Source organism: Candidatus Limimorpha sp. (assembly GCF_056203535.1).
This window is the reverse complement of the sequence record NZ_JBADWU010000098.1, coordinates 1-21,060: the sequence shown is the minus strand read 5'-3', so window position 1 is coordinate 21,060 and position 21,060 is coordinate 1. Positions and strand designations below refer to the sequence as shown.

Below are 21,060 nucleotides of genomic sequence, written 5' to 3'. Positions count from 1 at the left end.
AGAGACGGTGCAAGCACCGTCTCTACCAGTGTAATATCACCCCCTCAGCCCAGCCAACTGTTGCTCAATGACAGCGATTCTGGCTTCGGCATCGGATTTCTTCTTGCGTTCCTTATCGACGACTGCGGCAGGAGCGCCATTCACGAAACGCTCGTTGGAAAGTTTAGCTTCAACGCCCTTGAGGAAACCTTGCGTGTATTTCAGTTCTTCTTCCAATTTCTTGATTTCAGCTTCGACATCGATGTTGTCGGTCAAAGGAATGAAGAATTCTGTGCTGCCAACGATGAAACCGAAGGCGCCTTCGGGAGCTTGTTCGACATAATTGATGCTGCCGACATTGCAGAGCTTGCTGATGATGCAGTCGAAGTCCTTGTTGGCGGCATTGTCCTTCACGACAAGTTCAATGGCATCGCGGAACGGAATGTTCTTTTCGGCACGGACTTTACGGACATTGTTGATAACTTCTTCGCTAAAGGCAAATTGTGCGAGGATTTTTTCTTCTTCAGTGCGGTCGCTGAGCTTGTCGAAGCGTGGTTGTTGTGCGATGATAATGTCTTCGCCTTCGCCACGTTCGGCAATGGTATGCCAGATTTCTTCGGTGATGAATGGCATGAATGGATGCAAGAGCTTCATCAAGTTTTCGAAGAAAGTGATGGTGGCATCGTAAGTGGCTTTGTCAACAGCCTGACCCATAGGTGCTTTCACCATTTCAAGATACCATGAGCAGAAATCGTCCCAAGTGAGTTTGTAAACGCCCATCAAGGCATCCGACAGACGGTATTTGTCGATGTTGTCGTTCATCTCGTTCAGCACTTGGTTGAAGCGGGCATCGAACCATTTGACGGCCATCTTGGCGGTGTCGGGCTGGGCAAGTTTTTCGTCAACGGTCCAGCCTTTCACAAGACGGAGGGCGTTCCAAATCTTGTTGCAGAAATTGCGGCCTTGTTCGCAGAGCGATTCGTCAAACAGGATGTCGTTGCCGGCAGGAGCGGAAAGCATCATGCCCATGCGCACGCCATCGGCACCGAATTTCTCAATCAGTTCGATTGGGTCGGGCGAATTGCCGAGCGACTTCGACATCTTGCGGCCTAACTTATCTCTAACAATACCAGTGAAATACACATTCTTGAAAGGCACTTCTTTTTGGTATTCTTCGCCAGCCATAATCATACGGGCCACCCAGAAGAAAATGATGTCAGGGGCAGTAATCAGGTCGTTGGTAGGATAATAATATTTGAATTCTGCATTTTCCGGGTCGAGGACGCCGTTGAAAAGCGACAGAGGCCACAGCCACGAGGAGAACCAGGTATCGAGGCAGTCGCTGTCCTGACGCAGGTCGGCGGCTGTGAGATTGGCATTGCCGGTCTTCTCGATGGCGAGTTTCAGGGCTTCGTCAATGTTTTCGGCAACCACAAAACCGCCTTGAGGCAGATAATAGGCCGGAATCTGATGACCCCACCACAACTGACGGCTGATGCACCAGTCCTTGATGTTCTCCAACCAGTGACGGTAGAGGTTGACGTATTTTGAAGGATAGAACTTGATGTCGCCATCCAAGACAGGCTTCAAGGCGATGTCAGCCAAATGCTCCATCTTGAGGAACCATTGCATGGAAAGTTTCGGTTCAATCGGCACGTTGGTGCGTTCCGAATAACCTACCTTATTATTATAGTCTTCAATCTTTTCGAGCAATGCGGCTGCATCAAGGTCTTTCACGATTTGCTTGCGGACATCTTCGCGGGTCATGCCGACATACATGCCAGCGGCCTCGCTGATGGTGGCATCATCATTGAAAATGTTGATGCTCTGCAAATTGTGCTTTTCGCCCAGCATATAGTCGTTCACATCGTGGGCAGGTGTGACCTTCAGGCAACCTGTACCAAATTCAATATCGACATAGCCGTCCTCAATGACAGGAATCACTCTGTTGACCAACGGCACAACGACTTTCTTGCCGCGCAGCCATTGGTTTTTCGGGTCGGCAGGGTTGATGCACATGGCGGTATCGCCCATGATGGTCTCCGGACGCGTGGTGGCGACAATAGCGTATGCCCTACCAACCTCCCCCGAAGGGAGGCTTTTGAGGGCGTACATAATGCTCTCGATTGTCTTTTCAGAGTCGAAAAGGACTTGGTCGTTAGTGTATCTAAGAATTGTATAGCCTTGCGATTCAAGAATATTGGTGCGCAATTTGTCTTTTTCAACGACATCAGAGTCGTTGTGGTAACCGCCATCAACTTCAATGATGAGATGTTTTTCTAAACAAACAAAATCAACAATGAAATCTCCGATAATATGTTGTCTGCGGAATTTAAATTCGGTTTTCTTATTTCTTAATTGTTGCCATAATGCGCTTTCAGCCTCTGTTGGATTGTTCCTCATTTCTTTAGCGTGTTCTTTCAAAACGGCATAAGAATAAGGATTGGCAGTGCGGTATCTATCTATGAGCTGGTGGAGCTCCCCCTCGGGGGGAGTTGAGGGGACCAAATAATACCTGAGATAGTATAGTTTACTATGCTCATCTTTATAAATGACTTCTTCGTCACTCAAGGCGGTGAGTGCTTTCGGGTCCCAGTTCACCATGCGCACGCCACGGTAAATCTGGCCTTTGTTGTAAAGGTCGACGAAAGCGTGGATGACGCTCTTCGAGCGGGTTTCGTCCATAGTGAACGAGGTGCGTTCCCAGTCGCAGGAGCAGCCCAAACGGCGCAATTGCTTTAGGATGATGCCGCCGTGTTCGTGCGTCCAGTCCCAAGCGTGTTTGAGGAACTCGTCGCGGCTCAGGTCGGTTTTCTTGATGCCTTGCTGTGCCAGCTTGTTCACCACTTTGGCTTCCGTAGCGATGGAGGCGTGGTCGGTGCCAGGCACCCAGCAGGCGTTCTTGCCTTGCATACGGGCGCGGCGAATCAGGATGTCCTGAATGGTGTTGTTCATCATGTGACCCATGTGAAGCACGCCGGTCACATTCGGTGGCGGAATCACGATGGTGTAAGGTTCGCGTTCATCGGGAGTGGAGTGGAAGTAGTTCTTCTCAATCCAATGCTCATACCATTTGCCTTCGACTTCCGAAGGACTATATTTGCTACTGATTTCGGTCATTTTACGTTGAATTTTCGTTTTAAGGCGCAAAAATAGTGTTTAATTGGAAATGATGAACTTATTGTTCAAAATTCTGCCCAATTAATGATAGAAGAGTATTCAAATCTCCTTGATGGTCTTTGCGACATTGATGAAATGGTCGGCAATGCGTTCCACATTCGATGAAAGCGAAAGATACTGAGCGCCAACGGCTGCCGTGCATTGACCTTCCGAAAGTCGGCAAATGTGTTTCTCTTCCATGTTTTTCGTGAACTCGTCAATGCTGTCTTCAACAATGTTGGCAGCATCCAAAGCCTCTTTGTCTTTGTCAATGTAGGCCTTGATGATGAGACTGTAAAGCCTGGTAATCAGATTCTTTGAAACTTGTATTTCATGGATGGCCTTGTCGGAAAACCTCATGCCTATGTCTCTGAGGTTTTCGGCATATTCAATGATGTTCTCGGCATAGTCGCCAATGCGTTCCAGATCGCGCACCGTGCGATAGGTAGTGGCAAGGTAACGGTGGTCTTCGCTGTTGAGTTGCTTTAAATTCGACAATTTGGTCGTGAAATCCACGATGCTTTGGTTGAGGTAATTGAGTTCTTCTTCGTCCTTCCTGAAAGTGTCAATTTCGGAAAAATCAAGTGTGGTGATGATGTCGAGTGAAAGATCGAAATTGTCTTTCGCTATCTTGGCCATGTTGATGATTTCCTTTTTCGTCTGTTCTACGGCGATAGGCGGCGTTTTCAACATATTGTAGTCGATATAATAAAGGTGTGGCTGGTTTGCGTTTTCGGCATCTTCTTTTTCGGGAATGATTTTCGTGACCAGCTTGACGAGATTATTGGTCAGCGGCATGATGGCCAAAACCGTAATCACATTGAAAACCGTGTGGAACATGGCGAGTTGAGTCTGTGGTGCTGACGGAAACAGCGAGGCAAACATGGTTCCGTAAGTGATGTTTCCTTTTGTGGCGAGGGAGATAATGCCTTCGGCAACGAGGAACAGTACAACGCCGCTAATGTTGAAAATCAGGTGAATCAGTGCGGTTCTTTTGGCGTTTTTGCTTCCCGAAATCGAGGCAATGATGGCCACCACGCATGAGCCGATGTTAGATCCCATGGTGAGGAAAATGCCTTGGTCGAGCGTGATGAGTTGCGTGACGACCATGGCAATGGCAATGGATGTCATCACCGATGAACTTTGGATGATGGCTGTCAGAATTGCACCGATGACTACCAAAAGAATAGGATTACCGATTCTAGCCAAAAACATTTTGACGGAATCGAGAGCGGCAAAGTCGCTCATCGAACTGCTCATCATGCTCAAGCCGACGAACAACATGCCGAATCCGGCCAAAATGCCGCCAATGGTTTTCGTTTTTGCTTTTTTGCCGAAAAGCGAAACCATGGCGCCGATTCCCGCAAAAGCCGAAAAAATGATGGTGGTCGAAATTGAATTGCTGCCGAACATGCCAAGGGCTACAATCTGTGCCGTTACCGTTGTGCCGATGTTGGCGCCGTAAATGATGGTCGCGGCTTGTGTCAGCGAGATGATGCCAGCATTGACAAATCCGATGACCATGACGGTTGTTGCGCCCGAACTCTGAATGGCGGCTGTTCCCAAAGTGCCAATGCCGACACCCAGCCATTTGCTGCCCGATGCTTTGGAAAAGAGTTGTTTCAGTTTGTTGGAACTTGCTGCTTCCAGATTGTCGCTCATCATCTTGCAGGCAATCAGGAAAATGCCTATTCCGGAAATGAGCGTTAGAATGGCGGAGATAATGGTAGTCGTGGTCATTGACTTTCGTTTTTGTATTGCAAAAATAGCGTGAAAAAGAAATGGTTTTTATGCCTATTGTCGAATTAGTATAGATTTAACAATTTGTCGGGTTTCAATGTTCAAAAAGCAGTATTTTTGTCCTGTAAAAATTCCAATCCATGAAAATTCTGGTTGTTGATGATGAATCCGATATTAGGGAAATTTTGAGGTTTAATCTCGAAAAGGTAGGCTTTGAGGTGCTTGAGGCAGACTCGGCTGAAGAAGCGAAACCGTTGCTGGCACAAGATGTTTCCTTGATTTTGCTCGACATCATGTTGCCTGGCGTTTCGGGTGTCGAGTTTTCAAAAATGGTTCGTGAAAAGTATGGGAACGCAATTCCGATAGTTTTCCTGACGGCAAAAACCACCGAGGAAGATTTATTGGAAGGTTTTGATGCGGGTGGCGATGACTATATTTGCAAGCCTTTTTCGGTGAAGGAGGTCATTGCCAGGGTGAAGGCTGTGCTGAAAAGGTGTGGTTCCGTTTCGGAATCTGCCGAAAGTAATCGTTTGTGCTTTGGCCCGCTGTCGGTCGCGATGGGTTCGAAGACGGTTTTTGTCGATGATGTGGAAGTCTATTTTCCAAAAAAGGAATACGATTTGCTTGTGCTTCTGATGGCTCACCCAAATACCTATTTTCAACGTTCGGATTTGATTGCCGAGGTGTGGAAAGATGCTCCATACGTCCTCGACCGCACGATAGATGTTCATATTGCCAGGATAAGGAACCGCCTTGGCGTGTATCGTGAAATGCTGAAAAACAAGACGGGTTTTGGTTATTGCATTGAATTGAAATGAAGAAAAAACTTTGGCTCTGGTTTGTCGGTCTGTTCCTGCTGTTTGGAACGTTTGTCATCACGGTCGTGATGCTCGATGAAAACAATTACAAGAAAGCGGTTTTGAAGGCGAAACTCGAAAGTTACGCTAACGTTCTGGCCGCATCTGCCGATTCTTTTGAAACCATTGGATTTTTGCCGCCAAACATTCGACTGACGGTTATGGATACCGTGGGCTTCGTGTCTTTCGATTCTTACGAGTCGGCTGATTCGCTGAGCAATCATCTGATGCGTCCCGAGGTGAAGGATTGTTTGTCGGGGACGGAAGGTTATTCCATCAGACGGTCGGAGACATCTGACAAGATCTTCTTTTATTATGCGAAAAGATACGGCAATCTGATTGTCAGGTTGGCGCTGCCTTATGAAGTCGATGTCAGGAACTTTTTCCGTCCGAATTGGCTTGTCGTTTCGCTTTTGATAATCTTGTTTGCCGTCTTGACAATGTTGGTAATCAGCCTTGTGCAATGGAACGACAGGAAAATGACCATCGAAGAAAGAGGCAGGACAAAGGCACTGAAGCATGAAATGACGAGCAACATCTCGCACGAACTGAAGACGCCAGTCAGTAGCGTGAGAGGATATTTGGAGACCATTATCAACAACCCTGATTTGGATGAAGACCGGAAACAGTTATTTATCGAAAGGTCGTATCTTCAGACGATTCGTTTGTCCGATTTGATTCGTGACATTTCGCTGATAACCAAGATGGAGGAGCAACCCGAGCAGTTTAGGAAAGACGTCGTTGATGTGCGCCAGTTGGCCGACCTTGTTTTTGACGAGTTTTCTGATGATTTTAAGTCTCTGGATATGTTGTGCAAAAACGATGTGCTGGAAAATCTGTCGGTTGTCGGTAATTACAGTCTGTTGTATGCATTGTTCCGAAATCTGGTTGAAAACTCCGTCCGCTATGCAGGCAAAGGCAGTTCGGTTGTTTTGCAAAGCCGTGTAAAACAGAAAGTTGTTCACTTCACATATTTCGATACGGGCAAAGGTGTGGCGAGTAGCGAATTGGAAAAAATATTCGAAAGGTTCTATCGCGTGCAGGACGAGAAGTCGCATAAGGCCGAAGGCTCGGGCTTGGGCTTGTCGATTGTGAGGAATGCTGTCGATTTCCATGGAGGAACAATATGTGCTTCCATTCATGAAGGCGGAGGCCTCCAGTTTGATTTTGATATTTGCACAGAGTGAACGGCTTGGGAAATAATTGTTGCGCAAAATGTCGGAGCATTTGTAAAAATCCTCAAATGGCGGAATAGAAAATCCTCAAATGGCGGAATTTTTTTTTGATTTTGTTTTTATATAATTAAAATTCAATATTTTTGCGGTGTTTTTAGCAATGGAAGAAATGGAGAATGGTTTTCATTATAAAAATCGCATAGCAGATAGGCTTCTTGAAGAACAACTTGAGGTTGCGGGAGTGGTGGTGGTTGAAGGCCCGAAATGGTGTGGCAAGACGACTACGGCAGTGCAACATGCCAAAAGTGTTCTTTATATGAATGATCCGACAGCTCATGAAGAAAATCTTGAAATGGCGAGGATTAATATTAAGGTGTTGCTTGAAGGGGATGCGCCAAGGCTTATTGATGAATGGCAGGAAGCACCGCAGTTTTGGGATGCAGCACGCTATCTTGTTGATAGGAGAAATGTGGAAGGCCAGTTTATCTTTACTGGCTCGGCTGTGCCGGTTGACAGAAATAAGTTGATGCATACAGGTACTGGCAGAATGGCTTGGTTGAAGATGCGTCCGATGAGCCTTTGGGAGTCGGAAGATAGCAATGGTTCGGTGAGTTTGGGTAAATTGTTTGAAAATCAGCAGGAAGCAACATCTTCAAGAAATCTGTCTTTGGAAGATGTCGCTTTTTTGGTGTGCCGCGGAGGTTGGCCGAGGTCGATATCAAAAGCGGGGAAAACGGCCTTGAAATATGCTTTCAACTATTATGATGCGGTCGTAAAGCAGGAAATGAACGATGTTGATGCGACAAACAGAAACGAATACTTCACTCAACGAATCATGAGAAGTTATGCTCGTCACCAAGGTTCTCAGGCTTCAGTTGGGACGATTTTGGCCGATTTGGTCAGTAACGAAGAGCTTAAGCTTAATGAAGATACCATTGGCTCGTATCTTAATGCGATGCGAAAGATTTTCGTTGTTGAGGACATGCCTGCCTGGAATCCGAACTTGCGTTCAAAGGCTGCGATTCGCACTACCGACACGCGCTATTTTGTCGATTCAAGTGTGGCAGCCGCTGCATTGGGCATTGGACCTGCCGATCTTGTTAAAGACATCAAGACGTTCGGGCTGCTTTTTGAAACGATGGCGGTCCGTGATCTTCGTGTCTATATGGATGCTCTTGACGGCAAAGTGTATCATTTCCGTGATAGCAATGGCCTTGAATGCGACTCTGTTTTGCATCTACGCAATGGACATTATGGCTTGGTGGAGATTAAACTTGGCGGAGAGAAACTAATCGCTGAAGGTGCTGCAACGCTCAACAAACTCGAAAGCAAGATTGATTCGGAGAAAATGTATTTGCCAACCTTTAAAATGGTGCTTACCGCCATTGGCAACTACGCCTATCTTCGTGAAGATGGCGTGTGGGTAGTGCCGATTGGCAGCTTGAAGCCCTGAACTGACTGATGTTTGATGCGGTTTTCCGGCTTTTATTTCAGCAAAAAGCATTCGAATGTTGAATGAAATGCTTTTTTCCCTATTTTTGTCGCTTGTTGAGAAGGAAAATCTAAATTCAATGTATAATTAAAATCTCAAAACTATGTTTAAAGGACAACCTAAAGGTTTGTATGCCCTTGCTCTTGCCAATACTGGCGAGCGTTTTGGCTATTACACGATGTTGGCCATTTTCCTGCTGTTTTTGCAGGCAAAATTTGGCTTTGAAGCAAAGGTTGCAGGTCAATTCTACGCAATTTTCCTTGCTGCCGTTTATTTCATGCCGGTATTAGGCGGTTGGCTCGCCGACAGAATTGGTTTCGGCAAATGTGTCGTTACAGGCATTTGCGTTATGTTCGTCGGTTATGTCTGTCTTGCCATTCCTACCGATGCTTTTGCAAGCAGAGGTCTTGCCTTGACTCTTATGATTGCCGCCTTGCTGCTGATTGCGGTCGGTACGGGTCTGTTCAAAGGTAATTTGCAGGTTATGACAGGTAACCTCTACGATGAGGCTAAGTATTCTTCAAAACGCGATTCAGGTTTCAGCCTTTTCTACATGGCTATCAATCTGGGTTCAATGTTCGCTCCTACTGCTGCTACTGCTTTGACTAACAGTCATCTTGGTAAGGTCGGTTTGGTCTATAAGGCTGATATTCCGGCTTTGGCTCATCAGTTTTTGAATGGTACGATTACACCTGAAAACACTGACAGACTTCAGGCTTTGATGGCCATGATGCCAGGCGAAAACATCGCATCAATGGATATGACGGGTTTTTGCCAATTCTACATCAACCATCTTTCAACGGCTTACAATTTGGGCTTTGCCGTTGCTTGCGTTTCCTTGATTCTTTCCATCACGATTTACTTTGTGTTCCGTCCTTGGTTCAAACATACTGATGTGAATGCTAAACAGGCTGCCACTGCAAACCAAAATGTGGTGACTTTGACTCCAAAACAGGAAAAGGATCGTATTGTTGCTCTTGTTTTCGTGTTTGCCGTTGTCATTTTCTTCTGGATGGCCTTCCACCAGAACGGTTCTTCGCTGACTTATTTCGCTCGCGATTACACTCAGGATACAGTGTCCGGCTGGTCGAGAATCGGCTTCAATATTTGGGCTTTGGCTCTGATTGCTGCATCAATTTATACCTTATTCGCTACTTTCCAATCGGAAACAAAGAAGGCAAGAGGCATCTGCGGTGTGGTGACAGTGGCTTTATGGTGCGGCGCTTTTGCCTTGTATAAGGGAATGCTTCCTGAAATCAACATCCTGCCTCAGCAATTCCAGCAGTTCAACCCATTCTTTGTGGTGGCTTTGACTCCTGTTTCAATGGCTTTGTTCGGTGCTTTGGCAAAGAAAGGCAAGGAACCTTCGGCTCCAAGAAAGATTGGTCTTGGTATGTTTGTCGCAGCTGTCGGTTATCTCATCATGTTGATGGCTTCCAACGGACAACCTGCTCCTTCAGTGCTGAATGGAACGGTTTCGCCTGATCCAGTGGTGCCTACCTATCTGATGAGTACGTATTTGGTGCTTACCTTTGCTGAACTTCTGCTCAGCCCGATGGGTATTTCTTTCGTCTCGAAGGTCGCTCCTCCGCGCTTCAAGGGTTTGATGATGGGTCTGTGGTTTGCTGCTACGGCAATCGGTAACTATCTCAGTTCAATTCCTTCAATGCTTTGGAACAATGTTCCGCTTTGGGTCAACTGGACCATCCTCATGGCACTTTGCGTCATTTCTGGTGTCGTGATGTTCTCCATGATGAAGAAACTCGAAGCTGCTACGGCAGAATAACGAAGCTTGATATGAAAAAAGTCGGTCATCATGGCCGACTTTTTTCGTTAAATGGAACGATTCGACTCATTTTCCATAAAAATCGGCTCAAAATTTCCTTGTTTTATGCCATTGAATCAGAAAACGGGTGGTCGTTGAGCCAATGCTATCATTTATTTGCTTAATGCTGAATGCAATAGGACTTGTCCAATAAGCATAATGCAAAAACAAGTTCTTTAGAAATCCAAATTGAACGACAAATAGAATTTCGGTTTCTTGCTGATGTTGCCGTCTTCGATGCCCCAAGCCATGTCGCCGCGCACGAAGTAACCTAAAATCTTGGTGCGCAGGCCTAAACCGACACCGCCCACGATGGGCTCCTTTGGCTCGGTCACGCTGATGCTGAGGCTACCATCGACATAGTATGAAGTGTAGAGGGAATTGCTCCAATCGTATGGATTCCAGCCTGTCCAGGCTGTGCCGACATCACCGAAAGCCACAATCTGGAAATTTTTCAGAAATTCCATGTTGATGGGTCGGTCAAGAAGGTAGGTGAACACGGGAAAACGCAGTTCGCTGTTCAGCACAATGAAACTGTTGCCGTTGCGTATGTTCTGATTGAAGCCGCGCATGTTGGTCGCCAAAGTCTGGTAGGCGTAATTCTGTCCATAGTCGATAGGTGTGCCACGATTAAACTTGGGTATCAGCCAGTTGTCGACGCCGCCCATGTAATAGATGAGTTTGTTTTGCCCGAATGAGGTACTGCCTGCAATGCGGTTGGCCCAGATGAAATTGCGGTGAATGCGGGTGTAGTTGCGGAAATCGAAGCCGACGACAAACATGTTTTTGGCGTTTTTGTCAATCAGTTGGTAATATTCGGCGAATACTTTGCCGCGTGAACCTACATAGAGATTTGTTTCCAGTTTGCGTGAATTGTCGTAGACGAGTTCGCCGCGCAGTCCGCCCCAGTTTTCCATGGTGTTAGGGTCGGCAAGGCTGTAGTCGTTGATGGGCAGGTTCACCTTGTAGTCGTTACGGTAAATCAAGGTGCCGCGCAGACTGAGGATTTCGCTGAAAGGATAGTTCAAGGTGTAAAAAGCCTCATCGGTGAAAGTCCTGAAGTAATAGTCTTGATTGGCATCGGTTACATAACGGTGGAAAGTCAGCGACTTGTCGATTCGTTTACTGAAATCGCTGAAGCGCAGAATGTATTCGTTGTTGACTAAACTTGTGTTCAGTTTCACTCCGGCATCAATTTTTATGTCTTCCATCAGGTCACTCATGGTCGCGCCTAAGAAAATGTTGAAACCCGAATTGAGGTATATTGGCATGATGCCGCCCGTAAACGGCTGATAGCTGTAGCTCAGGCTACTGAAGTCGATTTGGCTGATGAGCTTGTCGGAGAAAAGCTCCACATAATAGTTGTTCGGTCTTTGAACGGTGTCCTTGTAACGGTATCTTTCGGCAGCAATTGGCGCATCTTCAGGAAGGTTTGAATTGGCTGGCGCAATGGAATCGCCTGGCAAAGGCGAGTTTTGCCTTTTGCGTCGTGCCTTGCGGTAACTGGTTGAAAAACGGTGTGTTGTGGTGCGTTTTAACGTGTCGACTATTTGGCTTTGCTGGGCATCGAGCAGTCTTTTTTGGGCGTAAGGGCTCATTTGGTTGAAGGTGGTTCCGCTGTTTTGCGAAAGGAAAGGCGAGAGGTAGATTTTTTCTCCGTTTCCATCGGGCAGCAGCATGGCAATGCGGTTGTCGCGCGGATGATAGGAATAGTTGATGATGCTCGATGAATAGTTTGTAAGTTGCCGTGTATGTGTGAAATAGCGGTAGTGAACGGTGGTGTCGATGAAACTGATGGCACTGTCCATTTGTGCTTGGTAGAGGTTGAAAAATCCGTTGCTGTCGCTGAGATAAAGCAGGCTGCCGTCCTTGAGCGCCAAAGGCTTGATGTTGCTGCTCACTTTTTGCTGGGTCAGGTTTTGGAGCAACTCGTTTTTTCCGGCATAATGACAGGCGTAAATGTTGAAATGCGGGGCTTGCACCGATTGCTTGATTTTCGGATGCAGCGAATCGGAAACGCGGTTTGAACTGAAATAAATCTGCTTGTCGTCGGCGGAAAAAACGGGATTCAGGTCGGTATGAAAATCGTTGGTGATTTGCTCAACGGTGTTCGAGAAAAGGTTGTAAACGAAAATGTCGGGCTTTCCGTCGCGGGTGGCGGCAATGACGATTTTGCGGCTTTTATGTGCGTAGGAGAATGACGTTATTTTCTGAAATTCAAAAAGATAGGTTTGTGCCTTTTTCTTCGTGTTGATGTCGATGTTGCACAATTGAATCTTGCCTTTTTCTTCGATGATGAAGGAAAGGATTTCGCCATTGGGATGCCAGGCCAGAAGCGGGAAGGAAGTGTCGATGTGTTCATCAGAACGGAATCCTGCCTTGAAAAGTTTCAGTTTCTTGTGCGTCTGCAAATTCTCAATCCAGAGCGTAATGCGGCCTTCGTCGTTGCTGACGTAGGCGATGTTTTTCCCGTCGGGGCTGATGCAAGGTTCGGTGAATGTGCGGTGCTTGCGGTATTTCATCGGCATCGGGTCGTTGGGCGTGTTTTGCAGCAATGTCGAATAACGCTGTTGATAGAAATTGTACCAGTCCTTGATGAGTTGCTTGTATTCCAAGCCCGTAACGTAAAGCAAGGCTTTCTTGACATTTTGGGTGCTTGCCGCCAAGGTCATCACGTCGCGGAACGATTTTGAGCCGTATTTTTCATCGATGAAGTTCCAGAAAGAATAGCCGGCAATGATGGCGTCATCGTCGTGCAACTGATTGATTTTCTTGTAGGAGCCTGACAAAATGCCGCGTTGCAGACGGTCTTCCTTGTAGCTGTCCCAGTCTTGGGCAACGTAGGCGCAAAGTCCGTCCTGAAACCATTGCGGAATCTCGTAGCGGTACGAATTGCGGATTTGCGATCCGATGGAAATGCCGTTCATCAGCTGGCTCATCAGCAGTTGCGCAATGCCTTCACGGATTTGTGTCTCAAAATTGACGTAATTGCCATCGAAATAAAGGATGACTTTCGTGCCTATGATTTTGGTTATGCCGCCAGTGTTGCGGGTGTCTTCCTCTTCGTTGTTGATGTTGCTTTGCTTGAAGTCGCTCAGGCAGTTAAACACCAGAAACTGAATCTTTTTCCCGAACTGTCCGCCCAATTTGTCTTCCATGAGTGGAATTTGCGTCTTGGCATATTGCTGGGCGTATTTCGCCAAATCCTGTCCGCCTTGGTAATAGTAGATGTCGAATTTGTCGTTGCGGTAGTACGACCAGTGGAAGTCGTTCCATTGCACGCGGTTTTTGCCGAAGGTCATGTTCAGGCCGTTGTAGAATTGGGCTGATAAAGGTGTAATTACTAAGAAAAAAGCACCTAAAATTAAAAATCGCATTATGTTTCTCTTGATTGGCATTTTATTTTTCCCATTCAAGTCTGTAAAAATAGCCAATTTCCGGTGTGATGAGGTTGTATTGATAGCTTTTGGAAATAGGGTCGAAGGGAACGCTGCCAAATCGCACATAATTAGTTGGATGGTCGCTGTTTATGGACTTTTTTGACAAAATTGCAGGTTTGTTGTATGAATTGTCTTTATGCCTCAAAATAACTCTATAGTGAATGATATTGATTTCTGTGTCAACTTTATAATCTAAATACGGTAATGCACTCCCATCGAAATCGTCTGTTTTGGCTTTAAAATGCACGGTTGCTGTCTCGTTAAATAGTAGTGGTCTTTTAAATTCTAAAACCGCTTTGTCATAATTGTCAGCAATGGTTTTTACTTGCTTGATTGTCTGTAAATCTGACGATATTTCTGGCATTTTACTCCCCGACCACTTGAAATTTTGATCGATACAAGAAAGAATCATCCTTTTTGATTGAATGACACGGTAAGTTTCAAATACACCGTGTGTATTATCAATGGTTTCAAAAGTAGTGAAAACGGATACTTTTTTATGGTCTTTTTCGTTTTCTTTTTTGATAAATTGATTTATGCCATAAATCAAACTAATACAGGCAAATAATAGAAAGAAACAAAATGCAAACAAAGCAATCTTGCCATTAACTTCATCGGTAAACAGCAAATAAAACATACTCACAATGGAAGCAAATCCTGCGATTATGTTGAATGCCTTCAAGAGATTGTTTCTCATAAGGATTAATTTTTTATATGGTGGTTAGTCAGAACCCATGATAATCTTTTCGAATTTCGCCTGCAAAAATACGAATTTTTATTATGTTTGCAACAAATTTGAATTAGATGTTTACGGTAAAGACTTTTGTTTTTAATCCTTTTTGCGAAAACACCTACGTCGTTTTTGACGAAACCAAGGAGTGTGTCCTCATCGATCCGGGCTGTTCTTCTCCTTTTGAGGTGGAGCAATTGAGCCGTTTTATTGATGAAAACGAGTTGAAAATCAATATGATTATCAATACGCACGGTCACATTGACCATATCGTCGGCAATCCGCCTATGGTGCAGAAATATGGTGCAAAGGTGGCTGCCGGTGCCGATGCCAAATTCGATTTCACGAAGGCACAGCAGCAGTCGCGGCTTTTGGGCTTTCCGTCAAATAAGGTGGTCGAGGTGCCCGACATTGAACTGCAAGAAGGTGAAATCATCGAGGTTGGCAACAGCACTTTGGAAGTGATTGCCACGCCGGGCCATGCCTTGGGCAGCGTGAGCCTTTATGCCGAATTGGAAGGCCTTGTCTTCACGGGCGATGCGCTCTTTTGCCGCAGCATTGGCCGAACCGATTTACCTGGCGGCAATTATGCCGAGTTGTGCCGCAACATCAAGGAGAAACTTTTCCGCTTGCCCGATGACACGACGGTGTATTGCGGCCACGGCGAAACGACGACCATCGGCGATGAACGCGATTTCAACCTTTATGTGAACGGATGAAAAACCACATCGTACATATTATATTAATGGTTTTGCTCGTCTCAACCGCTTTCGCCCAAAGCGAGATGCGTACAATTGATAGTTTGGAACAAGCCGTCGCGTCGCAAAAAGGCCGCGAAAAAGTTGAGACGAAGTTGGAGTTGTCGAGGGCTTTCTATGATGTCTCTTTCGATGATTGCATCTCCGTTGGCGAGGCTGCTATTGCCGAATCCAAGAAGTTGAAGGACAAATCGTTGGAAGCGGAAGCACATTACAAATTGGGTGTGCGTTATATGTATCATTATGATCTTGATTTGTCGCGCAATCAACTGACGGAAGCTCTGCAACTGATGCCTGAAGATGAAAATTCGGAAACGCAAATGCTGGCCTTGAATTGCTTGGGCCGTGTCGAATTGCTGATGGGAAACATCAATGAGGCAGTTGCAGTCTATCAGCAGGCTTTGCGGGTCTCAGAGACTTTATACGATGAATTGAATTGTGCCGATGTCACTAACAATTTGGCTTATATTTATTTCCAGCAGGGCGATTCGGACAAGGCTTTCAAGGAATTTGCTAATGCGCGAAATTGGTTTAATCGTTTGGGTGATACTTTGTCGGTGGCGCAATGCGATAACAATATTGCCAGCATTTATTACAATTGGCAGCAATATGACAAGGCGAAGGAAATCCTCACTCGGATATTGCCTGTTTTTAGGAACTATGATGACAAGGCATCATTGGCAAGTGCCTATCAGAATGTCGGGCTGATTTATGCCAATGCGCAAATCAATTACGATTCGGCTATGTATTACTATCAGTTATCTATGGAATGTGCGCAAGCCGTTGGCGATATTCCGACTTTGATTGATGACAAAATCGAAATGGCCTCGGTGCTTTCAAGGCAGAATGAAAATGTTGAAGCCTTGTTGAATGAGACTTTGGCATTGGCTGAAAACATGGGCTACAAATCGGGTGAGTTGTCTTCCTTGGCTCAACTTGGCTTTTATTATAATAAGGTGAAAAGTTATTCCAAATCTTTGGAGGTGATTGAAAGGTGCCTGAAAATGGAAGAGGAAAGCGGAATGAATCTTTATCATAATGTTTTAAGGCCGTATTTAATCATGGATTATGCCCAATTAGGCAGACTCGATGAAATGAAAGCCGAATTGCAGAAAATGTCCGATGAATATGATGCTGCTTTGGGCGAAAATGATTCCTATATCAACGAAAACAGGCATTTGAAAATCAATGCGGAAGAGCTTTCACAGTTGTATGAAGCCATGTCGACGCTTAGCGAAAGCCAGAACCGCCAGATGCGTGCCTATCGGCTTGCATTCTTCGGTTTGCTGGCCATCGTCTTGTCGGTGTCGTTTGCTTTGCTGCTGCGGCATTTGAGAAAAAAACGCTAAATTTTTCGCTCCAAAGGATAACAATTGAAATAAAAGCCTAACTTTGCCAATTGTTTTTGAAAGGGTTCATCTTTTATTAATCTTTAAATCTTTAAATATTAAATCATTAAATTACAGATCATGATCGAAAAAATCACATCTTCACAGCAGGCTATGGACCTCGAAGCCAAATACGGTGCCCATAACTATCACCCGCTTCCAGTAGTCTTGGCAAAAGGTAAAGGCGCCAAGGTTTGGGACGTCGAAGGCAAGGAATACTACGATTTCCTGTCAGCTTACTCAGCAGTCAACCAAGGTCACTGCCACCCGAAAATCATCAAGGCTATGACCGACCAGGCTGAACGCCTGACACTTAGCTCACGCGCTTTCTATAACGACGCTCTCGGTTCATGGGAAAAATACGTCACCGAATATTTCGGCTACGATAAGGTTCTGCCAATGAACTCAGGCGCCGAAGCCGACGAAACCGGTCTGAAGCTGGCCCGTCGTTGGGGTGTTGTCAAAAAAGGCATCCCGAATGACGAAGTGATGATCGTTTGCTGCGAAGGCAACTTCCACGGCCGCACCATCACCATCATTACCATGAGTAACGACCCTGAATCATACGCCAACTATGGTCCTATGACTCCTGGTTTCATCCGCATCCCTTACAACGATCCTGATGCCCTCGAAAAGGTTCTCGCTGAACACGGCAAGAAGGTTGCTGGTTTCCTCCTCGAACCAATCCAAGGCGAAGCTGGCGTTTACGTTCCGGATGAAGGCTATCTGAAGAAATGCTACGATATCTGCAAGAAGTACAACGTTCTGTTCATGGCCGACGAAGTGCAGTGCGGTATTGCCCGTACAGGCAAGATGTTGGCTTGCGACCACGAAGGCGTCCGCCCAGACATCCTGATTTTGGGTAAGGCCCTCGGTGGCGGTGTGGTGCCGGTTTCAGCAGTTTTGGCTGACGACGACATCATGCTGAACATCAAGCCAGGTGAACACGGTTCAACCTTCGGTGGCAACCCGGTTGCTGCTCAAGTCAGTATGGCTGCCCTTGAAGTCATCAAGGAAGAAAACCTGATGGAAAAGGCTGATTACCTCGGCAAGATTTTCCGCGACGAAATGAGCAAGTTCAAGAGCCCAATGATTGAAAAGGTGCGTGGTAAAGGTTTGCTGAACGCCATCATCATTAAGCCTACCAACGGCAAGGAAGCTTGGGATGTCTGCCTCAAGATGCGTGACCTCGGCGTTCTGGCTAAGCCAACCCACCAGCACATCATCCGCTTCGCTCCTCCGTTGGTCATCACCGAAGAGGAACTCCGCGATGCCATCAGCCGCATTCAGGAAGCCATCAAGTCTTTTGAATAATTGATAATGAGTTTTATATGAGAAAAAGGGACGCGACTGCGTCCCTTTTTTAGTGTTTGTTTATGCAGGTGAATTGATGGCTTTTTTATGCAAAAATTGAATTATTCCACATGAAAAGTGTGGAATAATTTATTTTATTCCACATGAAAAGTGTGATTTTTTTTGTTCTTTATGGTGATATTTTACTATTTTTGCCGAAAATATATTGTCATGGAAAGGTCAATTTATCAATCGCTGTTGCAATGGAAAAGCAAGCCGAACCGTAAGCCACTCATTTTGCTTGGTGCGCGTCAAGTAGGGAAAACGTATATACTCAAACAATTCGGAAACAATGAGTTTCAGAATCTGGTTTATTTGAATTGCCATGAAGATCCGTTTGTGAAAAATCTTTTCAGTGATTTGATTGCCGAACGTATTGTCCGCGATATTGAGATTAGGAATCAAACGGAAATTGTAGCGGGAAAGACCTTGCTTTTCATTGATGAGATTCAGGAGGCTTCCAATGGATTGTCGTCGTTAAAGTACTTTTGTGAAAATATGCCTGAATTGCATGTTGTTGTCGCTGGTTCCCTGTTAGGCATTTCTTTGCGTGAAGGTGAGTCGTTTCCTGTTGGTAAAGTTGAAATGATGAAGATGTTCCCCATGTCGTTTCTGGAATTCCTGAATGCGGCTGGCAGACCAAAGTTGGCGGAAATCATCAAGGGAAAAGACTGGGCAGCCATGACGACTTTTCACGATATGCTGACGGATTATCTGCGACAATATTATTTTACGGGTGGAATGCCGGAATCTGTTGCTACATATCTGGAAACGAATGATGTGAATGAAACGCGCGAGGTGCAGAGAAATATTTTGGAAGCCTATCAGAAAGACATTTCGAAGCATACAAAGCCACAAATCCAGCGTATTCATCAGGTTTGGGAAAGTATTCCTGCACAATTGGCGCGTGAAAACAAGAAATTTGTTTTTAGTGCTATTCGCAAGGGTGCTCGTGCTGCTGATTTTGAAATCGCCCTTCAGTGGCTTGCCGATGCGGGGTTGATTTATATGGTGGAAAGGGTTAAGGTGCCGCAGCAGCCTTTGAAATTCTATTTGGATGCATCGGCTTTCAAGGTCTATTGGTTTGATTGCGGTCTTTTGGCCTGCATGATGAATGCCATGCCGAAAGACATTCTGCTTGGCTCGCAGGCATTTACAGGGTTTAAAGGTGCTTTTACAGAGAATTTTGTCTTGCAGCAACTAAAAGCGAGTTGTTTTGATGAAACCATTGCTTATTTCAGCAAGGACAATTCTTCAATGGAAGTCGATTTTGTTTTGGAACACGGCGGAGAAGTCGTCCCTATCGAAGTTAAGGCTGAAGAAAATGTGAAAAGCAAGTCGCTGCATCAGTTCATTACCGTTGATTATGCTGATAAGAATTACAAAGGCATTCGCTTCTCCATGTTGCCGTTTATCAGTCAGGACTGGATGGAAAACCGTCCGCTGTATGCCGTTTCAACTATTGTGGATTGACAGCCTTGCCTTTAGTTTGTATGGTATAATCTTGCATTGATTCTGCGGCAGAATGCAGCATAAATCTCACCTTCCATATTGGTCAGTTGGCCGAGCCAAGCACTGTAATTCGGGTCGTTAGCAGCTTTCTCGTCCAAAACTTTTTTTGAATATTCGCCTCTCGATAACATAAGATCGGTCTGTTCCTTTGATATGCGCATCATTTCTTCCTGCGATTTGCCCATTTTAGCAATCTTCTTTTCAAGGGCTTCGCATCTTTTGTTGGCGTAGTCGGTGACTTCTGCCGAAATCGTGTTGAACAGTTCCTGCGATTTGTTCAGCGCACTTTGCTCCTCCAATTCCTTTGCCTGTTCCTCAACGGCTTTTACCTGTTCTTCTATGACTTGCCTTTGCACTTCAATTGTCTCCGTCTGTTCTTTCAACTTATTTGCTTGTTCTTCAAAGTTTTTTGTTTGCTCGTCGAATGATTTTGATTTCTCTTCCAAAGTCATAGTCTGTTGTGCGAGGGCTTCCCTTTGCTCGTCTAATGTTTGGCTTTGACCTTTCTGGATAAGAGTCAAAGAATCCATGCGGTTGGTTACGGAATCCAGTTGCTTTGAAAGCAGCGAATTGTTGTTCTTCAGTGCGTTGATGTTTTCGCCTTGCTTGTCGAAAGCCATTGCGACACCGAAAATGATGAGTGCGATCAGCAAAATGATGGAAATGATGATGCCGCTTTTATCAAGTAATTTCCGTTTGATTTCCTTTGCCGACTGACAGCGTTTTTCGGGATTGGGATTGAGACATTTCTTCGCGATTTTTCTGAGCCGGACTGTCGGATTGGGCAGATTGTTGATGATGGCTCCCAAAGCGTAAATGTCCGAACGGTTGTCGATTTTTTCGGTCGATTGCTGTTCGGGAGAAGCGAAACCGGTGGTGCCGGCGGGTTCTTTCAGGATGTCGTAGCTGCTTGTGTCGGCCAAGCCGAAATCAATGAGTTTCGCATGGTTGCCGTCGCACGTGACGAGGATATTGTTGGGCTTGAGGTCGCGGTGGACAATCTGATGGGCGTGAATGTATTCCAAGGCATCGCAAATCTCGCACAGCAAAGTCTTGGTTTGTTGCTTGTTAGGATGAATTTTGGCGAGAAATTCGTCAAGGGTCAGACCGTCAATGAATTCCTGAATGATGCAAGTCCCTAAATCGGGAATTTCTTCAAGCGAAATGGTCTGAACGATGTTGGGATGCGAAAGCTGAATGGCAATTTCAAACTCTTTTTCCAAGAGGTTTTGGTAGCGGACATTGTCTTTCTCTTTGTCGGTGATGCGTTTCAACGTGTGCCATTTGCCGAAACGCTTGGCCTTATAGATTTCGCTATAGCCGTTTCTTGATGAGTGAATTAGTTGAATTTCAGTGAAATGATTGGCAACGTTGATGTCGTTTTCTTCGATGAATCCTGAGTTGAGTTCCGTGTCGAACATGGTTTTTACATTTGCCGCAAAAGTATTGCTTTTTAATAAATTGGATTTGGCTTTGCCGAAGAAATCTTTCAAAAATCATTTTATAAAATCTTTCTAAGTACATGACAAAATTTGAAAGATGTCGAATTTAGGTATATGATTAGGGTTCATTATGCACTCGGCGATGTAGTCCAGGCCGTACTTGAAGAATGACACGGCCTTTCTCCCATTCTTGAGTATTCTGATTTTCTT

General features: G+C 45.4%; 13 protein-coding genes. 8 read left to right on the top strand and 5 right to left on the bottom strand.

What is annotated here, in order from left to right; genetic code table 11:
• Nucleotides 1-36: 36 nt before the first annotated feature.
• Nucleotides 37-3,099 carry a valine--tRNA ligase gene (locus AC06MN_RS11195; RefSeq protein ID WP_475672465.1) on the bottom strand — a complete coding sequence of 1,021 codons (3,063 nt, stop codon included), beginning with the start codon at nucleotides 3,097-3,099 and terminating at the stop codon, nucleotides 37-39.
• Between the two features lie 99 nt (nucleotides 3,100-3,198).
• The gene (locus tag AC06MN_RS11190; RefSeq protein WP_475672464.1) at nucleotides 3,199-4,878 is read right to left on the bottom strand and encodes a Na/Pi cotransporter family protein; all 1,680 of its coding nucleotides are present in this window, start codon (nucleotides 4,876-4,878) and stop codon (nucleotides 3,199-3,201) included.
• 140 nt (nucleotides 4,879-5,018) lie between these two features.
• On the opposite strand from AC06MN_RS11190, the gene AC06MN_RS11185 reads away from it, so the two are divergent.
• The 4 genes from AC06MN_RS11185 to AC06MN_RS11170 all read left to right on the top strand — a co-directional run bounded on the left by AC06MN_RS11185 (nucleotide 5,019) and on the right by AC06MN_RS11170 (nucleotide 10,188).
• Nucleotides 5,019-5,696 carry a response regulator transcription factor gene (locus AC06MN_RS11185; RefSeq protein ID WP_475672463.1) on the top strand — a complete coding sequence of 226 codons (678 nt, stop codon included), beginning with the start codon at nucleotides 5,019-5,021 and terminating at the stop codon, nucleotides 5,694-5,696.
• Entirely contained in the window at nucleotides 5,693-6,922 is a 1,230-nt protein-coding gene (locus tag AC06MN_RS11180; RefSeq protein ID WP_475672462.1) for a sensor histidine kinase, read from the top strand. Before AC06MN_RS11185 ends, AC06MN_RS11180 begins: the two co-directional genes overlap by 4 nt.
• A 157-nt stretch (nucleotides 6,923-7,079) precedes the next feature.
• On the top strand, nucleotides 7,080-8,363 hold the full coding sequence (locus AC06MN_RS11175) for an ATP-binding protein (RefSeq protein ID WP_475672476.1): 1,284 nt from the start codon (nucleotides 7,080-7,082) through the stop codon (nucleotides 8,361-8,363).
• A gap of 142 nt (nucleotides 8,364-8,505) precedes the next feature.
• On the top strand, nucleotides 8,506-10,188 hold the full coding sequence (locus tag AC06MN_RS11170; RefSeq protein WP_475672461.1) for a peptide MFS transporter: 1,683 nt from the start codon (nucleotides 8,506-8,508) through the stop codon (nucleotides 10,186-10,188).
• Between the two features lie 215 nt (nucleotides 10,189-10,403).
• Here AC06MN_RS11170 and AC06MN_RS11165 read toward each other — a convergent pair whose 3' ends face one another.
• Together AC06MN_RS11165 and AC06MN_RS11160 are read right to left on the bottom strand one after the other, a co-directional pair.
• Entirely contained in the window at nucleotides 10,404-13,604 is a 3,201-nt protein-coding gene (locus AC06MN_RS11165; protein WP_475672460.1) for a hypothetical protein, read from the bottom strand.
• A gap of 22 nt (nucleotides 13,605-13,626) precedes the next feature.
• Nucleotides 13,627-14,364: a hypothetical protein gene (locus AC06MN_RS11160; protein WP_475672459.1), complete on the bottom strand. Its 738-nt coding sequence runs from the start codon at nucleotides 14,362-14,364 to the stop codon at nucleotides 13,627-13,629.
• A gap of 107 nt (nucleotides 14,365-14,471) precedes the next feature.
• Here AC06MN_RS11160 and AC06MN_RS11155 point away from each other — a divergent pair, with 107 nt between their 5' ends.
• The 4 genes from AC06MN_RS11155 to AC06MN_RS11140 all read left to right on the top strand — a co-directional run bounded on the left by AC06MN_RS11155 (nucleotide 14,472) and on the right by AC06MN_RS11140 (nucleotide 19,369).
• Entirely contained in the window at nucleotides 14,472-15,116 is a 645-nt protein-coding gene (locus AC06MN_RS11155; protein ID WP_475672458.1) for an MBL fold metallo-hydrolase, read from the top strand.
• Nucleotides 15,113-16,504, top strand: coding sequence for a tetratricopeptide repeat protein (locus AC06MN_RS11150; RefSeq protein ID WP_475672457.1), 1,392 nt, complete (start codon nucleotides 15,113-15,115; stop codon nucleotides 16,502-16,504). Before AC06MN_RS11155 ends, AC06MN_RS11150 begins: the two co-directional genes overlap by 4 nt.
• A 120-nt stretch (nucleotides 16,505-16,624) precedes the next feature.
• Nucleotides 16,625-17,857 (top strand): ornithine--oxo-acid transaminase, encoded by a 1,233-nt coding sequence (rocD, locus tag AC06MN_RS11145; RefSeq protein ID WP_475672456.1) that lies wholly within the window; start codon nucleotides 16,625-16,627, stop codon nucleotides 17,855-17,857.
• Nucleotides 17,858-18,067: 210 nt separating this feature from the next.
• Complete coding sequence (locus AC06MN_RS11140; RefSeq protein WP_475672455.1) at nucleotides 18,068-19,369, top strand: ATP-binding protein; 1,302 nt, start codon at nucleotides 18,068-18,070, stop codon at nucleotides 19,367-19,369.
• Nucleotides 19,370-19,380: 11 nt separating this feature from the next.
• On the opposite strand, the gene AC06MN_RS11135 is transcribed toward AC06MN_RS11140, so the two are convergent.
• Nucleotides 19,381-20,829 (bottom strand): protein kinase domain-containing protein, encoded by a 1,449-nt coding sequence (locus AC06MN_RS11135; protein ID WP_475672454.1) that lies wholly within the window; start codon nucleotides 20,827-20,829, stop codon nucleotides 19,381-19,383.
• Nucleotides 20,830-21,060 lie beyond the last annotated feature (231 nt).

Excerpts from the sequence above, each read along its gene's own strand:
- AC06MN_RS11195 (WP_475672465.1), bottom strand. The coding sequence starts at position 3,099 with ATGACCGAAATCAGTAGCAAATATAGTCCTTCGGAAGTCGAAGGCAAA.
- AC06MN_RS11190 (WP_475672464.1), bottom strand. The coding sequence starts at position 4,878 with ATGACCACGACTACCATTATCTCCGCCATTCTAACGCTCATTTCCGGA.
- AC06MN_RS11185 (WP_475672463.1), top strand. The coding sequence starts at position 5,019 with ATGAAAATTCTGGTTGTTGATGATGAATCCGATATTAGGGAAATTTTG.
- AC06MN_RS11180 (WP_475672462.1), top strand. The coding sequence starts at position 5,693 with ATGAAGAAAAAACTTTGGCTCTGGTTTGTCGGTCTGTTCCTGCTGTTT.
- AC06MN_RS11175 (WP_475672476.1), top strand. The coding sequence starts at position 7,080 with ATGGAGAATGGTTTTCATTATAAAAATCGCATAGCAGATAGGCTTCTT.
- AC06MN_RS11170 (WP_475672461.1), top strand. The coding sequence starts at position 8,506 with ATGTTTAAAGGACAACCTAAAGGTTTGTATGCCCTTGCTCTTGCCAAT.
- AC06MN_RS11165 (WP_475672460.1), bottom strand. The coding sequence starts at position 13,604 with ATGCGATTTTTAATTTTAGGTGCTTTTTTCTTAGTAATTACACCTTTA.
- AC06MN_RS11160 (WP_475672459.1), bottom strand. The coding sequence starts at position 14,364 with ATGAGAAACAATCTCTTGAAGGCATTCAACATAATCGCAGGATTTGCT.
- AC06MN_RS11155 (WP_475672458.1), top strand. The coding sequence starts at position 14,472 with ATGTTTACGGTAAAGACTTTTGTTTTTAATCCTTTTTGCGAAAACACC.
- AC06MN_RS11150 (WP_475672457.1), top strand. The coding sequence starts at position 15,113 with ATGAAAAACCACATCGTACATATTATATTAATGGTTTTGCTCGTCTCA.
- rocD (WP_475672456.1), top strand. The coding sequence starts at position 16,625 with ATGATCGAAAAAATCACATCTTCACAGCAGGCTATGGACCTCGAAGCC.
- AC06MN_RS11140 (WP_475672455.1), top strand. The coding sequence starts at position 18,068 with ATGGAAAGGTCAATTTATCAATCGCTGTTGCAATGGAAAAGCAAGCCG.
- AC06MN_RS11135 (WP_475672454.1), bottom strand. The coding sequence starts at position 20,829 with ATGTTCGACACGGAACTCAACTCAGGATTCATCGAAGAAAACGACATC.